Source organism: Bradyrhizobium sp. B120 (assembly GCF_049075665.1).
Lineage (GTDB): Bacteria > Pseudomonadota > Alphaproteobacteria > Rhizobiales > Xanthobacteraceae > Bradyrhizobium.
In genome coordinates this window covers 7764499-7786519 of sequence record NZ_CP185242.1, presented here as the reverse complement: position 1 = coordinate 7786519, position 22021 = coordinate 7764499, and the positions used below count along the sequence as shown (strand labels likewise).

Annotated in this window: 19 protein-coding genes; 13 read left to right on the top strand and 6 right to left on the bottom strand. The window is 62.5% G+C overall.

Translation table 11 applies throughout. The annotated features are described in order from the left end of the window. Positions 1–44: 44 nt before the first annotated feature. Complete coding sequence (gene aspT, locus ACOIX3_RS36315) at positions 45–1736, bottom strand: aspartate-alanine antiporter (protein WP_420966817.1); 1692 nt, start codon at positions 1734–1736, stop codon at positions 45–47. A gap of 323 nt (positions 1737–2059) precedes the next feature. Between aspT and aspD the strand changes: the two genes are divergently transcribed. The 3 genes from aspD (at position 2060) to ACOIX3_RS36300 (ending at position 6158) form a co-directional block, all read left to right on the top strand. Continuing rightward, positions 2060–3691, top strand: coding sequence for an aspartate 4-decarboxylase (gene aspD, locus ACOIX3_RS36310; RefSeq protein ID WP_420966816.1), 1632 nt, complete (start codon positions 2060–2062; stop codon positions 3689–3691). A gap of 950 nt (positions 3692–4641) precedes the next feature. After that, entirely contained in the window at positions 4642–5721 is a 1080-nt protein-coding gene (locus ACOIX3_RS36305; RefSeq protein ID WP_420966815.1) for an AI-2E family transporter, read from the top strand. Further along, positions 5721–6158, top strand: a complete 438-nt coding sequence (locus ACOIX3_RS36300; protein ID WP_420971881.1) for an ion channel — start codon at positions 5721–5723, stop codon at positions 6156–6158. The genes ACOIX3_RS36305 and ACOIX3_RS36300 overlap by 1 nt, the downstream gene beginning before the upstream one ends. An 8-nt stretch (positions 6159–6166) precedes the next feature. On the opposite strand, the gene ACOIX3_RS36295 is transcribed toward ACOIX3_RS36300, so the two are convergent. Next, on the bottom strand, positions 6167–6835 hold the full coding sequence (locus tag ACOIX3_RS36295) for a helix-turn-helix domain-containing protein (RefSeq protein ID WP_420966814.1): 669 nt from the start codon (positions 6833–6835) through the stop codon (positions 6167–6169). A gap of 328 nt (positions 6836–7163) precedes the next feature. On the opposite strand from ACOIX3_RS36295, the gene ACOIX3_RS36290 reads away from it, so the two are divergent. From ACOIX3_RS36290 to ACOIX3_RS36280, 3 genes are all read left to right on the top strand, one after another. After that, positions 7164–8927 (top strand): sensor histidine kinase, encoded by a 1764-nt coding sequence (locus tag ACOIX3_RS36290; RefSeq protein WP_420966813.1) that lies wholly within the window; start codon positions 7164–7166, stop codon positions 8925–8927. Positions 8928–9013: 86 nt separating this feature from the next. Next, complete coding sequence (locus ACOIX3_RS36285; RefSeq protein ID WP_420966812.1) at positions 9014–9646, top strand: response regulator transcription factor; 633 nt, start codon at positions 9014–9016, stop codon at positions 9644–9646. 183 nt (positions 9647–9829) lie between these two features. Further along, entirely contained in the window at positions 9830–10204 is a 375-nt protein-coding gene (locus ACOIX3_RS36280) for a response regulator transcription factor (RefSeq protein ID WP_420966811.1), read from the top strand. Positions 10205–10220: 16 nt separating this feature from the next. On the opposite strand, the gene ACOIX3_RS36275 is transcribed toward ACOIX3_RS36280, so the two are convergent. Both ACOIX3_RS36275 and ACOIX3_RS36270 read right to left on the bottom strand, forming a co-directional pair. Beyond that, a complete protein-coding gene (locus tag ACOIX3_RS36275; protein WP_420966810.1) occupies positions 10221–10811 on the bottom strand; it encodes an invasion associated locus B family protein in 591 nt (196 codons plus the stop codon). A 25-nt stretch (positions 10812–10836) separates the two neighbouring features. Further along, the gene (locus ACOIX3_RS36270) at positions 10837–11724 is read right to left on the bottom strand and encodes an alpha/beta hydrolase family protein (protein WP_420966809.1); all 888 of its coding nucleotides are present in this window, start codon (positions 11722–11724) and stop codon (positions 10837–10839) included. Positions 11725–11905: 181 nt separating this feature from the next. Between ACOIX3_RS36270 and ACOIX3_RS36265 the strand changes: the two genes are divergently transcribed. The 3 genes from ACOIX3_RS36265 (at position 11906) to ACOIX3_RS36255 (ending at position 16978) form a co-directional block, all read left to right on the top strand. Continuing rightward, positions 11906–13582 carry a SulP family inorganic anion transporter gene (locus ACOIX3_RS36265; RefSeq protein WP_420971880.1) on the top strand — a complete coding sequence of 559 codons (1677 nt, stop codon included), beginning with the start codon at positions 11906–11908 and terminating at the stop codon, positions 13580–13582. Positions 13583–13758: 176 nt separating this feature from the next. Then, the gene (locus ACOIX3_RS36260) at positions 13759–16509 is read left to right on the top strand and encodes a decarboxylase (RefSeq protein ID WP_420966808.1); all 2751 of its coding nucleotides are present in this window, start codon (positions 13759–13761) and stop codon (positions 16507–16509) included. 34 nt (positions 16510–16543) lie between these two features. Next, a complete protein-coding gene (locus tag ACOIX3_RS36255; RefSeq protein WP_420966807.1) occupies positions 16544–16978 on the top strand; it encodes a hypothetical protein in 435 nt (144 codons plus the stop codon). Between the two features lie 43 nt (positions 16979–17021). Here ACOIX3_RS36255 and ppk2 read toward each other — a convergent pair whose 3' ends face one another. After that, positions 17022–17822 carry a polyphosphate kinase 2 gene (gene ppk2 / locus ACOIX3_RS36250; RefSeq protein ID WP_420966806.1) on the bottom strand — a complete coding sequence of 267 codons (801 nt, stop codon included), beginning with the start codon at positions 17820–17822 and terminating at the stop codon, positions 17022–17024. Positions 17823–17847: 25 nt separating this feature from the next. After that, positions 17848–18300 carry a hypothetical protein gene (locus tag ACOIX3_RS36245; RefSeq protein ID WP_420966805.1) on the bottom strand — a complete coding sequence of 151 codons (453 nt, stop codon included), beginning with the start codon at positions 18298–18300 and terminating at the stop codon, positions 17848–17850. A gap of 148 nt (positions 18301–18448) precedes the next feature. On the opposite strand from ACOIX3_RS36245, the gene ACOIX3_RS36240 reads away from it, so the two are divergent. The 4 genes from ACOIX3_RS36240 (at position 18449) to ACOIX3_RS36225 (ending at position 21980) form a co-directional block, all read left to right on the top strand. Then, the gene (locus ACOIX3_RS36240) at positions 18449–18898 is read left to right on the top strand and encodes a hypothetical protein (RefSeq protein WP_420971879.1); all 450 of its coding nucleotides are present in this window, start codon (positions 18449–18451) and stop codon (positions 18896–18898) included. Next, positions 18891–20123, top strand: a complete 1233-nt coding sequence (locus ACOIX3_RS36235; protein WP_420966804.1) for an HlyD family secretion protein — start codon at positions 18891–18893, stop codon at positions 20121–20123. The genes ACOIX3_RS36240 and ACOIX3_RS36235 overlap by 8 nt, the downstream gene beginning before the upstream one ends. Before the next feature lie 24 nt (positions 20124–20147). Continuing rightward, on the top strand, positions 20148–20561 hold the full coding sequence (locus ACOIX3_RS36230) for a hypothetical protein (protein ID WP_420966803.1): 414 nt from the start codon (positions 20148–20150) through the stop codon (positions 20559–20561). Positions 20562–20669: 108 nt separating this feature from the next. After that, complete coding sequence (locus ACOIX3_RS36225) at positions 20670–21980, top strand: TAXI family TRAP transporter solute-binding subunit (protein WP_420966802.1); 1311 nt, start codon at positions 20670–20672, stop codon at positions 21978–21980. Positions 21981–22021: the final 41 nt, after the last annotated feature.

Genomic DNA, 22021 nt, shown 5'->3' with positions numbered 1-22021 from the left:
CTGTAGCCAAATCACCATTGTTTCAACATCGTCGCTCGCCGCGGCTATGTCATCATCATCACCAGCACCATGCCCCAGATCGTCAGCAGCGTGTTTCCGACCGCGTAGGTGACGGTGTAGCCGAGGCCGGGAATCTGGCTTTTCGCGCGATCGTTGATCATGCCGAGAGACGCAGTGGTGGTGCGCGCGCCGGAGCAGCATCCGAGCAGGATCGCGTCGTGGAAGCGGAACAGGTATTTGCCGACGAACATCGCGAGGATCAGCGGCACGGTGGTCACGACGACCCCCCAGAGGAACAGGCTGAAGCCGAGCTTCTGCAATCCGGCGACAAATCCCGGTCCCGAGGAGATGCCGACCACGGCAATGAAGACGTTCAGGCCGACCGAGTTCATGAACCACACGGTGGGTGAGGGGATGCGGCCGAACGTCGGGTGCACCGATCGCAGCCAGCCGAAGAACAGACCGGAGATCAGCGCGCCGCCGGATGTGGACAAAGTGAGCGGCACGCTCCCGATCTTGTAGACGAAGGCGCCGACCAGGGCGCCGATTGCGATCGCTGCGCCGATGAACGCGACGTCGGCAATGTCGGTCGCCCGATCCGGCCGGCCAAGCATTGTCGTGGCGGCGCTGACATCGGCCGTGCGGCCGACCAGGGTAACGATGTCGCCCCGGTTGATCTTGGTGTTCGGCAGGATCGGGATCTCGGTCGCGATCGCGCCCCGGACGATCTTGCGCAGGAATACGCCGCGCGCGCCCGGGGCCTTCGCCAGCTCCTCGAGCGTCTTGCCATCGACGTCCTTGCTGGTCACGTAGACATCGACGCCCTCGATCGGCACCGCCAGCAGCTCGCGATCGTCGACTTCCTCCGCCTGCTCGCCGATCAGCTGCACCAGCACATCGCGGCGGCCGGCGACAGCGACGACATCGCCGGCGTGAATCACGGTGTCGGAGGTTGCCTCCACGATCTTGCCGCCTTGCCGAAGCCGGAGGACGAAGATGCGATGATCTGGAATCAGCGCCTCTGCCTGCTCGACCGTCTTGCCGACGACGGGCCCGCGCTCGCTGACGCGGTAGGCGCGCAAATCGAACTGGTGCCAGGCCGTTCCCGGGCCGCCCAGCTGCTTCTTGCCGCCATGCTCCTCTTCATATTTCTTGCATGCGGCCTCGAGATCGATGCCGAGCAGCGCAGGCCCGAGCAGGGCCAGCACGATCGCCGACCCGACCGTGCCGAAAATATAAGTCACGGCGTAGGCGACCGGCATCGCATCCAGCAGCTTCTTGGCTTCGTCCGCAGGGAGGCCAAGCCGATTGATGGCGTCGGTCGCGAGCCCCATCGACGCCGAGATCGTCTGCGAGCCGGCATAGAGCCCGATGGCCGATCCGACGTCGTAGCCGGCGATCTTCGCGCCGAAATACGCCGAGAGCAGACAGAAGACACACACCACCGCGGCGAAGATCGCCTGCGGAACGCCGTCCTGCGCGATACCGCGTACGAACTGCGGTCCGACGCCATAACCGATCGCGAACAGGAACATCAGAAAGAAGAACGGCTTGAGCGGCCCCGAAATGGTGATTCCGATCTGACCGATGATGACCGCGGCGACCAGTGTCGCGGTGACCGCGCCGAGACCGAGACCCTTGTAGGTGAAGGATCCGAAATAATAGCCGAGGGCCAGCGAGAGGAAGATCGCGATTTCGGGATAGGTGCGGAGCGTCTGGAAGAGCCAATCGATCATGATGTCACCCGTTCATGCTGTCCCGGGGCCTAAGGAGGGCGAGGCGACCGTATTGATCGACATCAGGCGGCGGCTGGTGAGAAGGACGTTGATCTATGTCAAGCGCAACTGCGAGAGCCCTCGCTGTTTCATCGTCTTGCCTGCAGCTCATGCGCGGTTCGCACATTGCATCGTGACGCGGCCGCTGCGGCTGCATCGCCTGCACAGGACCGTTGACATAGATCAAGCTCGGTCACCGGCTGCCGATCATGCTGACCGCGATTGTGCAGGCGAACAGCCCGTCCGCCTCCATCCAACAGCCTGCATCGCCCCGGGAGTGTCAAATGGCCGATCTTCTGACCTTAAAGAAATTTGAGGCGTTGAGCCCCTTCGAGATCAAGGACGAGCTGATTAACCTCGCGAAGAGCAATTCGAAGCGGAGCCAGATGCCCTTCCTGAACGCCGGGCGGGGCAATCCGAACTGGGTGGCCACGACGCCGCGCGAAGGCTTCTTCCTGCTCGGGCAATTCGCCATCACCGAGAGCAAGCGGGTGATGGAGCACCCGGCGGGCATCGGCGGCATGCCTCAGGCAAAGGGCATTGCCGGGCGTTTCGAGACCTGGCTCGCGCAGCACAAGGATATGCCCGGCGCGAGCTTCCTGACCGAGATGCTGCCTTTTGCGGTGAGGAAATTCGGCTTCGATCCCGACGCCTTCGTCCACGAATTGGTCGATTCGATCATCGGCGACAATTATCCGGTGCCGGACCGCATGCTGGTGCACAACGAGAAGATCGTGCACGAGTACCTGATGTGGGCCGTCTGCGGCGAGCCCCGGCCGGCCGGAAAATTCGACATCTATGCGGTCGAGGGCGGCACGGCGGCGATGTGCTACCTCTTCAAGTCGCTGAAGGCCAATCGGCTGCTGGTGCCCGGTGATACGATTGCGCTGGCGACGCCGATTTTCACGCCCTACATCGAGATGACGCACCTGGAAGACTACGATCTGAAGGTCGTTCAGATCAGGGCTCCGCAGGAAAACAAATTCCAGTTCACCGACGAGGAAATCAAGAAGCTGGAGGATCCGAAAGTTAAGGCCTTCTTCGTCGTCAATCCGTCCAATCCCCCGGGGATGGCGTTGAGCAAGGAGACGGTTGCCAAGTTGGCCAATTTGGTCAAGACCAAGCGCCCCGACCTGATGATCCTCACCGACGACGTTTACGGAACCTTCGTGCACAACTTCCGTTCGCTGCTCGGCGAGCTGCCGCACAACACCATCGGCGTCTACTCCTATTCGAAGTATTTCGGCTGCACGGGATGGCGGCTCGGGGCCATCGCCATCCACGAAGACAATATCTTCGACAAGAAGATCGCCAAGCTCCCGGACGAAGCCGTGAAGGCGCTCGACAAGCGTTACGGGCCGCTGACGCTGGAGCCACGCAAGCTCAAGCTGATCGACCGCATCGTCGCCGACAGCCGCGATGTGGCGCTCAATCACACCGCGGGACTGTCGTTGCCGCAGCAGGTGATGATGAGCCTGTTCTCGCTCGCGGAGATGCTGGACGTGAAGAAGGCCTACCAGGCCGCCTGCATGGAAATCGTCAACAAACGTCTGTGGTCGCTGCTCGACGGGCTCGGGCTTGCCGACAAGCTGACCCCGAACCCGAACTACGATGCCTACTATGCCCTTATCGATTTCGAGTTCTGGGCCCGAAAGAACATCGGCGACGATGCCGTTGAAAACCTGAAGAAGAATGTCCACCCGCTGGACCTTGCGTTCAGGCTGGCCGAGGCCCACGGGATCGTGCTGTTGAACGGAGGTGGCTTCGATGCTCCGGAATGGTCGCTTCGTGTGTCGCTCGCGAACCTCCCTGACGATGTCTACGACGATATCGGACGCGGCGTTCGATCCATCGCCAGGGGCTATCGCGATGCCTATGAAGCTGCGACAGGGAAGGGCGGAGGCGCAAGGCGCTGACGAACTGAAATTCCACGGGGCGGAGAGACCCCGTTGATTTCCGGCGCGACGGCTGGCCGCGGACGGCACTGCCCGGTCATCCGTCATTCAGGTGTCGCGTCGTCAACCGGTCTGCTCATAGTCCGATTGGGTTAGCCAGGTTGTCGCAAGTGATTTCGATCGTGTGGCACAAGCTGCACTGGTCATCCGGTTTCCGCGTGATCTACGATGACGATCATGAGGAATGGCAGCGACATATTGAGTCGAATCGTTCGTGCAAGCGCGCCGGCTCGCGGTCGCGGTTGGTTGAATCATTGGCTTGAGGCCATCGACGGCGATTTTGGGTTCAGGATGATCGTTGGGACGGCTTGCGCCTTGTCGACCATGGCGTTTGCATTCGGATTGCTGTCGCCCTAACGCGCCGTTACCGGAAGTCGAGCGGGCAATATGAGGGCCATTTCAGCACGAGACGGCTACTCCCGGCGCCAATGAATGCGCTGCAGAATAGTTGCGAATTCGACCGGACATCGAGACCGCCTGGCGGGTTGGTTCGCCATCGGGGCCTGCGTCACGATCTTCTTGTGCTGCTGTGCACAGCAAACGGTTGCGCTGCCCAACGATGGCCAACTTGCAGATCACGCGCAGCGAGCCTGTCAGACGGTGCCGGCCAAGGCTTGATTTGAGTCAAAGTGACCATGGCGACTGCTCGACAGGGCGGACGATTGATCCTGCACCTTGGGACAATTGCCGCGGGCCGCAGTCCGCTGCCTAATGGGACCGCGACCGCGGTCGTGATCCCGGCCGTGATCGCATCCCGACGACGTTGGAGCGGCCCCGATTCCTACCCCCGAACCGGGGCCGTTTCGTTGCGAGCGGCGGACGCGTGACGCTTGATCTGGATCAAGCGCTGCATGCCAAGGCGATGGCACCGCTTGCTGCGTGCCTGCTGATGCTCAATCGAAAGCACGTTCTTGAAAACCCTTCGCCAACTCGTGGCCGGAGACGAATTCATCCAGCTCGCAATTCGGCTCGGATTGCTGTCGCTGCTGATCTACTGGTCGTTCGTCCTGGTCCGCCCGTTCGTTCCGATCCTGGCCTGGAGCGTCGTGCTCGCGGTCGCGCTCTATCCGGTCTTCAACTGGCTCACAGGGATGCTCGGGGGCCATGCGGGCATCGCGGCCCTCGTCCTGACCCTGATCGCGTTGGCCGTCGTCATCGGACCGGCAACCTGGCTCGGGATCGGGGCGGTGGAGGGGGTGAGGGAACTCGCCGGACAACTGAACGCCGGTAACGTTGTCGTCCCATCGCCGATGCCGGAGATCAAGGATTGGCCGCTGATCGGCGGCCCGCTCTATGACCTCTGGGATCGGGCGTCGACCAATCTGCGCGCCGTGCTGCGCGAGGTCGTGCCGCACTTGAAGCCGCTGGCCGGGATATTGTTTGCGTTTGCCAGCAATGCCGGCGTCGGGATGCTGAAGTTTCTGCTGGCGGTCGTGCTGGCGGGGTTCCTGTTCCCCCATGGCCGGCAGCTTGCCGCGGCATGCAGGGGCTTCCTGTCCCGCATCGTGCCGGAGCAGAGCGAGCACTTCCTCGATCTGGCCGGCGCGACCATTCGGGCGGTCTCCCAGGGCGTGATCGGCGTCGCCGTCCTGCAATCGCTACTCGCCGGCATTGGCTTCAAGCTGGCGGGGATTCCGAATGCGGGCCTGCTGGCGTTCGTCGTGATGCTGTTGGCGATCGTGCAGATCGGGGCGGCGATCGTGTTGTTCCCCGTCGTCATCTGGCTCTGGTCGGCCAAAGACTTCACGACGGCGCTCGCCCTGACGTTGTTCTTCCTGGTGGTCGGCGTCCTCGACAATGTGTTGAAGCCGCTGGTCATGGGGCGGGGCCTGACCACGCCGGCCCTCGTCATCTTCGTCGGCGTGATCGGCGGCACGCTTGCCCACGGCATCGTCGGCCTGTTCATCGGCCCAATCATTCTCGCGGTCGCCTGGGAGCTGGTCACGGCGTGGATCCGGGACGACCGTGCCCGACTGGCGGGCGAGCGATGATACTGTTTCAACTCATCGTCGGATCGGCGGTCAGCGCGATCAATATCGTGCTCCACTCATTGTTCACCGTCCTGGTGATCGGACGGATGCGCAACGTCGCCCTGCGCGCCACAGGCCGGTTTGAGCTGCAGCTCAGCGGCGTGATGGTTACGACCGCGCTGATCCTGATGGTGGCTCACACCTTGGAGATCGTCGTGTGGTCGCTCGCCTACCTCGCAATCGGTGCAGCGCCCGCCGGCAGCAATCTGCTCTATTTCGCCTTTGTGAACTACACCACGCTGGGTTATGGCGACGTCGTTCCGGTCAAGCAGTGGCTGCTGGTCGGCCCGATGGCCGCCATGAACGGCATACTGATGTTCGGCTGGTCGACTGCGGTCCTGTTCGAGGTGCTGCAAAAGACCATCGAACGCCAGGGCACGCTCACGAAATCCTCGTAATATCCCGGTCAGTTGTCGAGCCTGGAGAGCTGGTCGCGGTCGACCAGCATGATTTCGCGCTGGTTTGAACCGAGGAAGTCGAGGGCTCCGTAGGCGTGCAGCTTGGATAGCGCACGCGATACGGTCTCAAGAGTCAGTCCGAGATAGTCGGCAATATCACGCCGGCACATCGGCAAGGCGACGACGCCGACGCCGGTCAGCCGGCGATCCATTTCGAGCAGAAACGCGGCCACCCGCTCCAATGCGGTCTTGCGGCCGAGCAGCAGCATGTGATCTTCGGCATGCTGCAGGTTGCTGGTGGTCATGATCAGCAGGTTGCGAGCCAGGTCAGAATCGGAATGGGCCACCCGTTCAAGGCTCATTCGCTTGATTAGGCGCACGTTCGTGTCGACGATGGCTTCGGCTGTGAAGCGATGGGTGTCGGCATTCTCGAGGCCGAAAATATCTCCGACGAGGTGAAAAGCACCGATTTGGCGTCGTCCGTCGGAGAGCAGCTTGTAGCTGCGGACAGCTCCCGAAACGACCTGGTAGACGTACTCCGCGGGCTCCTTCTCGCCGTAGATCTCGGCGCCCCTTCTGTAGTGGAATTCGCTGGTGATGAAGTTGGCACGATGAGCGGTCAGCCCACCGAGGATGCTCGGTATATTGGCCGGTCTGACATTGACGCGAGCGAACATGGACCAACTCTCTTTACAACGGTCTTGCGGCGTCCGCAGCGGCTCGAAAACGCTTGTCCGCGTGCAATCACTACGACACGGCCCGGCCAGGCTCTATTGGTCTTGAGGCCATTGTCCCAAAGGACAGGGTGCGCGGAATGCGGCAATTTGTTCGTAATTGGTACGCAAGTCCTGGATGACTTTTCAGTATTTGCGACGATAACCGTGCTAGCTTTCCTGAACCCGTTGATCTCCGGCTGCGAGCGCTATGGGCAAGGCAATGCGGCTCCCTGGACTGATTATCCTGCTGGCTACCTTGCTGTGGCCGGCTGGTCTCCAGGCGCAGGATATGCGTCCACATTCCATGCTGGTGCTGGACCAGTCCGATCGGCGTGGCCCCTTCTACTACCAGGTCTTCGTCGGGCTGAGGGACGCCGTGAGCGCGCACAGTCACGCTCCGACGACAATTTACACTGAGAGCCTCGATCTCAATCGCTTCGGCGGCGAGGCCTATCAGGACGGTTTCCGGAGGTTTCTCGAGGAGAAATACCGCGATCGACCGATCGGCGTCGTGATTGCCGTTGGAGCGGCCGCGCTCGAGCTTGCAATCCGCTGGCGCCCGCAGCTCTGGCCGGACACGCCGATCGTGTTCGCGCTGGTTGAAGAGGGTGATTTCAAACGATTGCGGCCGCCGGCCTATGTCACCGGCGGGATCGTGTCCTTGAAGCTCAAGGATGCCGTTCTGGCCGCCCGCGCCGTGGTGCCAGACCTCAAGACGGTCGTGCTCGTTGGCGCAGATTGGGATCGGCAGGTTCTTTTTCGCAATTGGAAGGACCAGGCTGCGGCCGGCCTTCCGGGCCTCGACCTGATCGAGATCATCGGACATCCGATGCCTGACGTCATCGACAAGGTTGCCGCGCTACCGGACCACAGCGCGATCATCTACACAGGGCTCTATAGCGACGGCAAAGGCAACTATTATCCGCCCTCGGATGCCCTCGCATTTGTCGCAGCGAAGGCAAATCGTCCCATTGTCGTTGCGGCGGAGACGTTCCTCGAGCCGGGCGGCATCGGCGGATTCGTTATCGTCCCGTCCTTGATCGGCGCCGAGGCGGCACACAGGGCGTTGCGGCTCCTGGATGGCGAAGCGCCGGAAAACCTGCCGCCGTCGATCATCGATGCCGTGAAGCCGATCTTCAACTGGCAGCAGATGCAGCGCTGGAACGTCAGCGAAGCCAGTCTGCCGCAAGGCAGCGAAATTCGCTTCCGAGAGCCGACCTTTCTGGAGAAGTATCGCTGGCGGGCGGTTGCGCTCGCTGCGGCGCTGCTGGTCCAGACGATGCTGATTGCGTTCCTGCTGCACGAGCGGTACATGCGACGAAAGGCGGAAGTCGAGGCCCGGAATCGCCTTTCCCAGCTTGCTCACAGCAATCGGCAGGCGACCGCCGGAGAACTGTCGTCCTCGATTGCGCATGAGCTCAACCAGCCGCTTGGCTCGATCCTGACCAATGCCGAGAGCGCGGAGCTGATCCTCGGCTCGCCGACGCCCGACCTTCAGGAGGTGCGGGAAATCATTTCCGACATCAAGCGCGATGATCTGCGTGCGAGCGAGGTGATCCGCCGGATGCGCAGCCTGCTGAAGCGTGCGCCGTTTGAGAAGAAGGAGATCGATCTCAACCAGACCATGCGGGAAGCATTCGATTTCCTCAAGCTGCAAGCGTCGGCACGCAACGTCGCAATCTACCTGCAGACGTCACCGCAGACCCTGCGGGTGAAAGGAGATCCGGTCCAGTTGCAGCAGGTCATTCTCAACCTCGTGGTCAACAGCATGGACGCGATGGGAAAGATGCCCTACGGACGCACGATCATCGGTCGTACCGAAGTCAACGGAGGGGCGTCGGCCATGATTTCGATTTGCGATTCCGGTCCGGGAATTCCCCCGGACAGGCTGAACGAGATTTTCGATCCGTTCTTCACCACAAAGGATCAGGGAATGGGCATCGGACTGTCTATCGCGCGGACGATCGTTCTGGCGCATAGTGGCCAGATCTGGGCCGAGAACCAGTCCGGTGGTGGAGCGGCTTTCCATCTGTCGTTGCCGCTGGCGGCATAGCGCGTTTGGGCTCTTACTTTAGCTGGAGGCAGTGCTAACTTTAACGATCGCAGTCTTTTGTCGTCGGATGTGTAGGAGAGAGGGTAATGCACGCTTACGTGCATATTGTCGACGACGACGCCTCGTTTCGCACAGCACTTGAGCGCAGGCTCAAGCTCGCCGGCTACCGTGTTGCGACCTATGCATCGGCCCGGCAACTGCTTGATCAATTGCCTGGCGACGAAGATGCCGGCTGTATCCTGCTGGACGTGCGCATTCCCGGAATGAGTGGTCCGGAGCTGCAGATGCGTCTCAACGAGCTGGAGTCGACGCTTCCGATCGTATTCCTCACTGGACATGCCGACACGGCGACGACCGTGCAGGCGATCAAGGCCGGAGCCGAGGATTTCCTGACCAAGCCGATCACGTCGGAGCAACTGATCGAGGCAATCAATCGCGCTGTCGCGCGGCACGAGGTGGCCCGCAGCCAGCGAACCAGGCTCGACTCGCTCCGCGCGCTGCTGGCAAGGTTGACCCCGCGCGAGCGGCAGGTGTTCGATCTGATTGTGCGCGGTCGGATCAACAAGCAGATCGCCTATGAGCTCGGCACGACGGAACGCACGATCAAGGCGCATCGTCACCAGGTCATGGAGAAGATGCAGGTGCAGTCGCTTGCCGAGCTGGTCTCGATCGCGGAGCGGCTTGGCGCGCGCGAGCTTGACGGCGAGGTCAAGGGGTGACCCGCCGCGGGCGCGGCTGCGGCCGTCCTGTCCCATGGTACAATATGAAAGCTCCGTGACGGCGCTTATCTCGAATATTGGCCGCGACGGTTTTGCGCGTCGATCGAGGTTCAGTGTCCTGCATCGGGACACGGACGTTGGATCCCGAGTCAAGATTCGGCGCCGAGGTAGAGGTTTCAGAATTTGTCGACCCCGAAAATTGTTTTCGTCGTAGACGACAACCCTTCGATGCTCCGTGGAATCGGACGGCTGCTTCGGGAATATGGATTTGCATCCAGATTATTCGAGACCGGAACTGCATTGCTAAGTGACGGTGGCTTCGATGGCGCGCTGTGTTTGATCCTGGACATCAATCTCAGCGATGGTTCAGGGATCGAATTGCGGCATCGCCTGGCGGATCAGGGCATTCAAGTTCCCGTTATCTACATTACCGGGAATGACAATCCGGCGACCCGGATGGCGGCGATGGCATCGGGATGCGTGGCTTATCTGACCAAGCCGTTCACGGCAACATCGCTGATGCAGCCGATCGAGCAATTGTTGGCCGGCGCAGTCTAGCGATCGCGGGTCTCGATCATTCGTCGATGGCTTGATCGAGCGTCAGCGTGGGCGGTCCCTTGCGGACGGTCGCAAAGCGGTCGAGCGGCACCGACGTTGTCACCGTCAAAATGCTGGTGTCGACGACGTCGACCGAGAGCGCCTTTCCGCCATCCATTTCCTCGAGCAGCTTGGGATCGGCAACGTCGGCGGCGATGCACATGTTGCTCACGCACCAGGTATAGGGCAGGCGATGGACCTGCTGTTGGTCGACCGACAGCTTGACTCCCGCCTGCAGGTACATCCCCACGGGCAGGAATAGCTGGAGACGGGCGGTGCCGTCTTCGCGCTCGATCAGATCGATGCGAACGGCCGTCTGGCCGGTCCCGAAGGTCCCGGTGATCGTGGTCCGGCACAATGTCTTGGCGCCGGCCGCGGTGAAGCAGAGCTTGCGCCAATCGCCATATTTGACGTCCCGCGCGGCGCGTGCGCCCCGCGGGGTGACCTCGGCGCCGTCCTTGACCGCAGCGGGCGGCGAGGGCGTCTGTTGACTGTTCGCAGCACTGATGCCGACCGCGAACAGTGCCAACGTCGCCAAAGCACGATACAAGGCACCAGATCGGTCCATGGATGCTCCTCCAGCGAGGTTGCGCTTAGCGCACCGTGTCCAGAAATCGCTCGACCAATGGCGACCAGATGGGGATCGAATCAGGAGAGCCGATCAGGAAATGCCCTTCGTCGCCGAAGGGCGGCAATAGGTGGTACTCAGCCCGTCCGCCGGCGCGCGTGAAGGCCGCGTGCATTCGCTTCGACAGAACCGGGCCGAAGAATGTGTCGTTCTCGATGTAGAGCCACAGCATGGGCACCCGCGACGTATGGCCGAACACACCGGTCGCTTCGACCAGTTTATCGGGATTGCAATTGTTGTTGGGCTTGCCATCGACCCGGCCGCCGCGGCCCGCGGCGAAGGTGATGATGGCCTTGACCTGCGGTGGGTTGAGGCTCGACAACGCGATCGCCGCCCAGCCGCCGGCCGACTGCCCGACGACGATCACGTCTTTCGGCAAGGTGCGTTTTTCGGCGGCCATGTAGTCGATGATCCAGAGATCAGCTTGCGCTACGGCGAGACCCGGATCGAGGAAATTCGGATTGGTGCATTTCCCGACCTTGGAGAAGAACGGGCCATAAAGACCGCGTTCGGGAATATCAATGGCCGCCGCGCCATAGCCGGTGCCGACTGGCGCCACCACCAGATAGCCGCGCCGCGCAAACCACATTGCGGCATCGCGAAACTCCACCAGCGGGAAGAAGCTGCGATCCCGAGCGTTCAGCGAAACGCCATGGTTCATGATGAGCAGCGGGAAGGGTCCGTCGCCCACGGGGCGGACCAGGTAAGCGAACATCGGTAGCGGCAGCGGCAATGCCCAGATCTCTTCCTGGATGCGCTGGGATGGGTCTTGATCATCGGTGCGTGCGGGAGCGGTCAGGCCAAGCAACAGAAGCGCTGCGGTTGCGAGGATCCGTAAGCGGTGCTGACGCATGCCATGCGCTCCAGCGGTCGTTCGGCAAATGTGCAGGTCACGATAATCGAGCCGACGTAGGTGAGAAGCACATTGCGGGCAGCGAGGCTTGATCAGAGTCAACGAGCATCGCGTCCGCCGGCGCAACCACATGCAGCCATTGCGGCTTCATACGGCGGGCTTGATGTCGATCCGGGGAGACATGAGTTGGATGCGCCGGTTTCCGCCCGCGATCTGGCTCGCCGATTATCGCGCCTCCTGGCTTGGCGCGGACGCAATCGCGGGGGTTACGCTGGCGGCCTACGCCATACCGGTGTCGCTGGCCTATGCGGGGCTCGCCGGGCTGCCGCCGCAGGTCGGCATCTACGGCTATCTGCTTGGCGGTGTTGGGTATGCGTTGTTGGGCTCATCCCGGCAACTCGCGGTCGGACCGACCTCGGCAATTTCGCTGATGATCGCCGGCGCTGTCGGCATATTGGCCGGCGGCGATGCCACGCGTTACGGGCAGATCGTCAGCCTCGTTGCCTTCAGCGTCGCGCTGCTCTGCCTGATTGCCTGGCTGTTCAGGCTCAGCCTGTTGGTGCGGTTGATCAGCGACAGCATCCTGGTGGGCTTCAAGGCCGGGGCGGGGCTCACCATCATCATGAGCCAGCTGCCGAGCCTGTTCGGCGTGGCAGGCGGCGGCCACAATTTTTTCGATCGCGCGATCGAGCTGGCCGGCCAGTTGGGCGATACCCGGCCGCTTGTGCTCGGCATCGGAGCGGCTGCGACCGTGCTGCTCCTGCTCGGCGAGCGCAGGTTGCCGGGAAGGCCCGTTGGGCTCGCCGTGGTCGTGCTCTCGATCCTCACGGTCTCCGTCCTTGGACTTGCAGAAATGGGATTGCCGGTGACCGGAAAAATCCCGACCGGGTTGCCGAGCCTTGCGCTGCCGACGTTCGGCTTGCTCGAATTTGACGATCTATTTCCCATCGCCGCCGGATGCCTTGTGCTGGCTTACGTGGAAGGCGTGTCCGCCGCGCGAAGCTTCGCGGCCAAGCACGGTTATGCCCTGGATGTCCGGCAGGAGTTTCTGGGGCTCGGCGCGGCCAATCTCGCTGCAGCCCTTGGACATGGCTATCCCGTCGCCGGCGGGCTGTCGCAGTCGGCCGTGAACGACGCCGCCGGCGCGCGAACGCCGCTGGCTCTCGTGTTCTGCTCGGCAACCCTTGCCCTCTGCCTGCTGTTTTTCACGGGTCTGTTGACCAATCTGCCGAAGACCGTGCTTGCCGCGATCGTCTTTTCGGCGGTCTACAAACTGGTCGATATTCCGGCGCTCGCCCGAATGTGGCGGATCAGCCGGATCGATTTCTATGCCGCGGTCATCGCGCTCGTCTCCGTGCTGTTCCTCGGGATACTGCAGGGCGTGCTGCTGGCCGCCATCGCCACCATCTTCCTGCTGCTGTTGCGCGCGTCCCAGCCGAATATCGCGTTTCTCGGCCGTCTGCCTGGCAGCGGCCGTTATTCCGACCGGGCGCGGCACGACGACGTGGAGACGTTGACCGGGATCATCGCGTTTCGCCCGGAAACCTCTCTACTTTATGTCAATGCCGAGACGATCTTCGAGACGGTATTGGCGGCGCTCCGGACGTCTCCCGACGTCAAGCTGGTGGCCTGCGACCTGTCGGCCTCACCGTTCATCGACCTCGCGGGGTCGCGCATGCTCCACGATCTTCACCAAGAGCTCACATCGCGCGGAATCACGTTCTGCATCGTCGGCGCGCACGCGCAGTTGCGGGACCTGCTTCAGGCCGATGGTCTTGCCGACAAGACCGATAGCGGAGATTGGATGCGCACGCTCGACAGCGTGTTGGACAACAGGAAGCCGTCGGCAAACACCTAGCGTGCGCAGCCATGCGGACCGCTCCGATATTGCAGGCCTTGTTGCATCGCAAGGCAGGGCGCTCACTCGCCGGCTGCGAGACTTGTCTCATCCGGCTGCGGCTTGACTTGGATCAAACCGCGCGGTGGGCACCGTTCCTACAATCGGAGAACCAGCGCCAAAATCGGGAGATATCGATGGCCAACGACGCGAAGCCGGCACAGCAGCGCATCGACCAGTTCTTCTCCGGACCCGGCGGCCGCGCCGACAATTGGCGCGATCTGGTCGAGGCGGCAAAGCGGTGGAGCGGCGGCGGCGACCGTGCGCCGTATGACGCGGCGCTGTCGGCGCTCGCGGTCACGGAGGAGTTTCACGGCTACCCGGGCCTGCGCCTGATGACGGCGCTGAAGGAAGCCGCGGCGGCGGGCGACGCCGCCACCTCGCATATGCTTGCGGCACGGATCGCGCAGGCACTTCAGACAAAATCCTTCCGCCAGTACGCCGGTGACTGGAGCACGCAGGATGACGGCAATGGCGACGTTCCAGATCTGCTTCCGCCAACTCTCGGACAATCGGCAGCGCGCCGTCCCTACTTCGAGACCCTGATCGTGACCGGGGTGCCGGCCAGCAACTGGCCGGGACTCCTGGCGGAATGGCGCAGGCTGCGGCGTCCGGTCGATGCCTTCATCTATGAGCCCGTGGTGGTGGGCAGTCTCGAGGACGCCTTCTGCGCGGCAATGCTCAACCCCAACATTGCGGCGGTGGTGATCAACGAAGGCTTTGGGTTGCGCTCGCGCCACGATGCGCCTGTGCTGCGCGCCATGACCGGCGCCATGGGGCTCAGCGAAGAGTCCGACGCGTCCGCGCTGCGGCTGGCCCACATCCTGAAGCGGATCCGTCCCGAGCTCGATCTCTACCTCATGTCCAATCGCGACGTCGAGGAGTTGGCCGGCAATCCCGAGGCCGACGTGGTACGCCGGGTGTTCTACTCGGTCGAGGATATCCTCGAATTGCACCTTTCCATTCTGGAAGGTGTGCAGGATCGCTTCGATACGCCGTTCTTCGACAATTTGAAGAAATACGCGCAGCGGCCGATCGGGACCTTCCATGCGCTGCCGATCGCGCGGGGCAAGTCCGTGTTCAAGTCGGACTGGATCCGCGACATGGGCGAATTCTACGGGCTGAACCTGTTCCTTGCCGAGAGCAGCGCCACCACCGGCGGCCTCGACAGCATGCTGGAGCCGACCGGCAACATCAAGAAAGCGCAGGAGAAGGCCGCGCGCGCGCTCGGCGCCGATCGCGTGTACTTCGTGACCAACGGCACCTCGACCTCCAACAAGATGGCGGTGCAGGCGCTGCTGGGCCCCGGCGATATCGCCATCGTCGATCGCAACTGCCACAAGTCGCACCACTACGGCATGGTGCTGGCGGGCGCGCAGCCGCTCTACGTCGAGGCATTCCCGATGACGGAATACTCGATGTACGGCGCGGTGCCCCTGAAGACGATCAAGCAGGCGCTGCTGAACGCAAAGTCCGATGGCCGGCTCGACCGGGTCAAGATGATCGACCTGACCAATTGTACCTTCGACGGTCACATCTACAACACACGACGGGTGATGGAGGAATGCCTCGCGATCAAGCCCGACCTGATCTTCCTCTGGGACGAGGCCTGGTTCGGCTTCGCGCGGTTCTCGCCGTTCCTGAGACGGCGAACCGCGATGGGTGCGGCGAACGAGATCGAAGCCTGGATGCGCGATCCAAAATCGATTGCGGCCTACGAGAAGCAGCAGGCCGAACTCGGCAAGAGCCCGTCGGATGAGGTGCTGCTCAAGACCAGGCTCATCCCCGATCCGCGTCAGATCCGGTTGCGGGTCTACCAGACCAACTCGACGCACAAGTCGATGTCGGCGATCCGGCAGGGCTCGATGCTGGCCGTCAAGGACATCGAATTCCACACCGTCGAGGCGCAGTTCAAGGAAGCCGTGTTCACGCACGCATCGACCAGTCCGAACCAGCAGCTGATCGCAAGCCTCGACGTCTCGCGCCGCCAGATGGAGCTCGAGGGTTATGGATTGGTGGCCAATGCGATGGAGATCGCGTTCGCGATCCGCAATGCGGTCAACACCAATCCGCTGATTTCCCGGTATTTCCGCGTTCTGGGTGCGGATGCGATGGTCCCCGGGGAATATCGCCAGAGCGGGTTCACCGACTATCTGGCTGATGGCACCAACTGGGCGAGCGCGCTCAAGAGCCTGAACGACGACGAGTTCTGCCTCGATCCGACCCGCATGACGCTGGTCTGCGGTACCGCCGGATACGATGGAACGCAGTTCAAGGGCCTGCTCGCCAGCCGTTACAACATCCAGGTCAACAAGACCTCGCGCAACTCGGTCCTGATCCAGTCCAACATCAACAATACGCGGAGCGACGTCGCGCATCTGGTCCGGGTGCTGGCCGAAATCTCCGGCGAAATCGATCGCGGCCTCGCCAAAGGCGGAGCGAACGCCAGGGCCGATTTCGACGCGCGGGTCAACAGCCTGATGAAGGACGTGCCCGACCTGCCGAACTTCTCGCATTTCCACGAGACTTATCGTGGCGATGCCGGCACCAGGACGAACGAGGGCGACATCCGCAGCGGATTCTATTCAGCCTATGATGCCGCCGGATGCGAATACATTCGCCTGAACGATCCCGAGATCGACAGGCGCCTGAAGAGCGGGCCCGCGCTCGTCTCCGCGAGCTTCGTGATCCCGTATCCGCCGGGCTTCCCGATCATGGTCCCTGGCCAGGTCATCACGCAGGAGACGATCGACTTCATGCGCAAGCTCGATGTGAAGGAGATCCATGGCTATGACGCGGCCGAAGGCCTGAAGCTCGTGACAACCGACGCTCTCGCCAGGATGGGCAAGCCGAAGGCGTCAGCGCCGAAGCTCAAGGCTGCATCATAGAACCGTTGGCGCAACCGATCCCTGGAGGGAAATCATGAGGAAAGTGGATTTGCTTGGAGCTCTCGCTGCGCTGGCAATCGGATCGGCTGGCTTCGCCGCGCCGTCGCTGGCCGAAACCGGCGCGGTCGCCGTCATCTTCACCAAGGGCGGTTTCATCGTTGGTGTCGGAGGCGGCGAGGGCGTACTGACCCTGCGAGGCAAGCATTATCCGTTCACCGTGTCGGGCATGAGCGTCGGCTTCACGATCGGCGCCTCGACCACCAAGCTTGTCGGGCGCGCCATCAACCTGAGGGGGCCCGGCTCAATCGAAGGTTCGTACAGCGCCGCGGGCGCTGGAGGTGCGATCGCCGCGGGCGCCGGAGGAGTGCAACTGCAGAACGCCAATGGCGTGATCCTGCAGCTCAGCGGCCCGAAGGTCGGCGCCGAAGTCTCGGCCGCCGTGGGCGGTGTCACGATCCGCCTGAAATAGGTGGCAAAGACCCGGGCTGCGCATCCGGCGCGGCCTGGGCCTTTCAGTAGCGTTCCTCGACGAACTTCATCCCCCGCAGACCGGCCTGATCGTTGTAGCGCCCCTTGCCGGCGCGCCTCGGCAGCTTCACCTTGTCACGCCTGATCCGTCCGTAGGGGATCGTCTTCAGGAGGTGAGCGATGCAGTTCAGTCGTGCCCGCCGCTTGTCGTCGGAACGAATGATGTGCCAGGGCGCATGCTTCGAGCTCGTCGCTTTGAACATCAGGTCACGTGCCCGGGAATAGTCGTACCAGCGCCGGTAGGATTCGGTGTCCATCGGGCTCAGCTTCCACTGCCGCAGTGGATCGTCGATCCGCGCCCTGAAGCGGCGTTCCTGTTCGTCCATCCCGACCTCGAGCCAAAGCTTGATCAGGATGATGCCGCCCTCGATGATGTACTGTTCCATTTGCGGGCAAAGCGAGAGGAACCGCTTGTGCTCCGCCGGCGTACAGAATCCCATCACATATTCGACGCCCGCGCGATTGTACCAGCTGCGATCGAAGATCACGATTTCGCCGGCGGCCGGAAACTGCTGCATGTAGCGTTGGATGAAGAGCTGGGACTTCTCGCGATCGGATGGCGCGGGCAGGGCGACCACGCGAAACACGCGCGGGCTGACCTTCTCGGTCAGGGCCTTGATGGTTCCGCCCTTGCCGGCCGCATCGCGCCCCTCGAACAGGATGATGACCCTGAGCTTGTTCGCTACCACCCAGTGCTGGAGATGGCAGAGCTGGACCTGCAGCTTGTGCAGCTCTTCCTCGTAATGCTTGCGCTTCATCTTTCCCGAGGAATTTTCCTTCGCCATTGATACCCGTCCATCGTTTGAGCTGTCAGCCCCAGGCAATGACGATGCCGATGTCGCCGGGCATGCCGCCGGGGTATTCGACGACCTGGTATCGGATGCGGTAGCCGCGCGGTTGCAGGTAGTCCGCCCAGAGCTGGTATATTTCCTTCGGTATGCCTGTCAGCGTCTTTTCCCAGCCCACCTCCATCTGATTGATGGCCCGCCCCTTGTCGGTGCACAGCGTGTTGGGGAAACGGTAGACCTGCACTTCGGTCAGCCCGTTGCGTACCGCGCGCTGAATCACCGTCGAGGCCAGCTTGACCTTCTCGTCCTCGCTGAGGCCGGACGGCTTGCTCAACTGCTCGATCAGGGCGCGCTTCTCGGCCTCTATAGCTGCCGCGCGCTTGGCATGCTCCTCGGCCTTTTCCGCTTCCCTGAGCGAGGCCTGCTTCTGGATCTCGTGCGCATTCGGGATCAGGTCATCGATTTTGTCTCGCATGGCTGGGGACTCCTAAGCCCAAGCTTCGACCATGCCTCGAACGGTAGGAGCGGGCCGACCGGCTTCCTTGATCCAGATCAAGCAAGCCGCATGGCGGAAATGCACGGTGCGAGGCACGGCTGCGAAGCGCCAGGTGCCCGGACGGGAGATGAAATTGAGCGAACAGATGCATCCGGCAGCCCCCCATCATCTGCCGTTCTTCATTCCCGGCGCCGACGGGTCCGACACCCTGATGGTGGTGATGGGCATTTTCCTCGTAGCTACAGTTCTATGGGTTGGCACCCTTTACTGGAAGCTGCACAGCCTGCCGGAGCGCATGGCGCACAAGTCCCAGAAGCTTCAGTTTGAGATCGTCGCCGTGCTCGGCCTGATATCGCTCTTCACCCACATGCATATCTTCTGGGTCGCCGGCCTGCTGCTGGCACTCATCGACCTGCCGGATTTCGGCACGCCGATGCGCAGCATCGCAGACTCCGTCGAGCGCATAGCCGACGCGACGCCGGGCGCGCCCGCTGCCGAACCGGAAGCCGAATCCGGACCTGCCGGCAGTCCCGACGCCCGCACGCCCGCGAAGCAGGAGGTGCACAACCATGCTTGAGCTCATGATCTGCTCGCTGGTGACGATCCTGCCGGATTACCTCTACCGCCGCTATCGGCAAGGCAAGCGGTTCGGCAAGGAGATCACGTTTTTCTCTGTCTGGTACGAACTGCGATGGGGCATCACCGGCTGCCTGATGCTCACGATCTCCCTGATCACGATGATCTTCTACTTCCATCCCTCGACAACCTCCGCGGCGATCTACTTCAGGACCGTGCCGATCCTGCCCGAAGGTTCCGGCCGTGTGGTCGAGGTCAATGTCGACTTCACCGCGCCGGTGAAGAAGGGCGACGTTCTGTTCCGGCTCGATAGTTCGAAGCAGGAGGCCGCGCTCGAGACCGCCAGGCGAAAGATCGCCGAGGTGGATGCCTCGCTGATCTCGGCGCAGGCCGACGTCGTCAAGGCGGAGGCTCAGATCGGGGAGGCGAAAGCCTCATTGCAGCAGGCCAAGGACGAACTTGATGTGAAGAGCGAATTGCAGCGCCGCAATCCCGGCATTGTGCCGCAACGCGACATCGAGAAGCTGCAGGTCCTGGTTGATCAGCGGCAGTCCGGCGTCGATGCGGCTAGCGCGGTCAAGGAATCGGCGACGTTGCGCGTCTCCACACTCCTGCCGGCAGAGAAGGCGAGCGCCGAGGCCGCGCAGGCGCAGGCGCAGGTGGATCTCGACAAGACGTTCGTCCGTGCCGGCGTCGATGGCCGCGTCGAGCAATTCGCCGTTCGCCCCGGAGACCTTGTCGCCCAGATCATGCGGCCGGCCGGAGTCCTGATACCGGACGAAGCGGGCCGCAACAGGTTGCAGGCGGGGTTCGGGCAGATCGAGGCCCAGGTGATGAAGCCCGGCATGGTTGCGGAAGCCACGTGTATGTCGAAACCCTGGGTGATCATTCCGCTGGTCGTCACCAGCGTGCAGGATTTTATCGCCGCCGGGCAGTTTCGGGCCACCGAGGTGCTGATCGACCCGCAGAGCCTGCAAAAGCCGGGATCGATCCTCGTGTTTCTCGAGCCGCTCTACAAGGACGGGCTTGATGGCGTGACACCGGGCAGCAGTTGCATCGTCAATGCCTACACCAGCAACCATGACGTGATTGCCGATCCGAAAACCGGCACGTTGAAGGGTTTTGCCCTGCACGCTGTTGACGCGACCGCACTCGTTCATGCACTGCTGCTTCGGATCCAGGCTCTGCTGCTGCCAATCCAGACGCTGGTGCTCAGTGGTCACTGACGGGCGTGAACAGGGAGACTGCAGATGAATCCGGGCGGTAAGCTTCGTGCAATCGTGGTGGTGGGCATGATCTTCGCACTGCCGGATCATGCGCTCGCGTTCGATCTCGCCGGCGCCTGGGCCACGAGCGCGAACCAATGCGGCAAGGTGTTCGCCCGCAAGGGCAGGGCGAACCAGGTCACGTTCACGAATTTCTCCGGGGTCTATGGCGGCGGCTTCATCGCAGAGGCCGACCGCCTGAGGGGGAAGTTCGAGAACTGCAAGATCAAATCGCGCAAGGATGACAGCAAGGACATCAATATCATCGTGAGTTGCGCGTCGGGGATCATGGTGTCCAACGTGCAGTTCTTCCTCAAGGTCGTCGACGACGACACCATCACGCGCGAGTTTCCGGGTGTCGAAGGGATGCAGGTCTCCTATCATCGCTGCAAACTCTAGCGGAATGCAGCCTTTGACCAATTTCTGCGGCCCGATATATTGAGCGCTGTGAAGCAGAATCCGGTCAACGCCGGATTGACCGAGTAGCGCGCCGTGGATCCCAGCAATTTGCCAAGGTCGTTGCGCATCGCCCTGGTCGTCGGGCTCGTGCTGATGCTCGGGGGTGCCAGCCTATTCGCCTATCGCTGGTATCTTCGGCCGACAACGCTCACGGTCGCCGTCGGTTCGCTCGATGGCGAGGCGAACAAGCTCATTTCGGCGATCGCCGGCAAGCTCACGGAGTCGAAGGCGACGGTCCGGCTTCGCCTGGTCCAGACCACGGGGCCGCTCGAGTCTGCTGCTGCGTTCGCGTCCGGAAAGGTCGATCTTGCGGTGGTGCGTGGCGATGTCGGCGACCTGTCGCAGGCCCAGGCCGTGATCGTGCTGGCCCATGCCGCCGTGCTGATCGTTGCTCCGCCTGGGGCTTCGATATCCGACGTGACGGAGCTGAAGCGCACCACGCTCGGCGTGATCGGGTTCGACACCAATCAGAAGCTGATCAAGGTGCTATCGGACGAATATGATCTTGCGCGCGCGGGCGTGACGTTCAAGCCGCTGTTGCCCTCGGACGCGCGCCGGGCGCTGGAAACCAAGGAAGTCCGGGCCATCCTGCTCGTGATTCCGCTGACCGAGAAATACCTGTCACTTGTTCGGGGTGTTCTGCCGCACACCGCGCGAACCGGCCCCGTGATGATTGCCATCGAGTCCGCGGGCGCGATTGCTGAAAAGGAGCGCGCCTACGAAAGCTTTGACGTGCCCAAGGGAACGTTGCGGGGCTCGCCGCCAATTCCCCCCGATGACCTGACGACGCTGCGGACCTCATTCTACCTGGTGGCGCAGAAGAAGCTCGGCAATGACCTGATCGGCGACCTGACCCAGGCGATCATGACCGCACGGCACGATCTGCTTGCTGAATTGCCCGGGCTGGCGCAGATCGTGACGCCCGACACCGATGCAGATGCCTACATCCCCGTACATCCGGGCGCGGCCGCGTTCTACGAGGGCACCCGGGAGAGCTTTCTCGATCAATGGGGAAATGCGATTTTCCTGGCGCCGATGATCGCGGGGGGCCTTGCATCGATGCTTGCCGCGGCCTGGAAATTTCTCCGGCCGGTCGAGACCAAGAGCCGCCAGGAAGCGCTCGACATGCTTTATGCGCTGGGACCTCGGATCCGGGCGGCCGAACATGTGCCGGAGCTGGAAGAGATCGAGCGCGAAATCGACCAGGTGCTGCGGACGCAGCGCAGCCAGCCGGTCGGGGACGACAAGAGCGAGCGTGCCGTCACCGCGGTGAACGTTGCGGCCCATCGGCTCGAAAGCCTGATCCACGATCGCCGTGCCCATCTTGCGTCGCGGCAAGAGGGCCAGGTCGGAAGCTGAGCGAACCGGCGCTTTCCTTGATCTCGATCAAAGAGCGGACG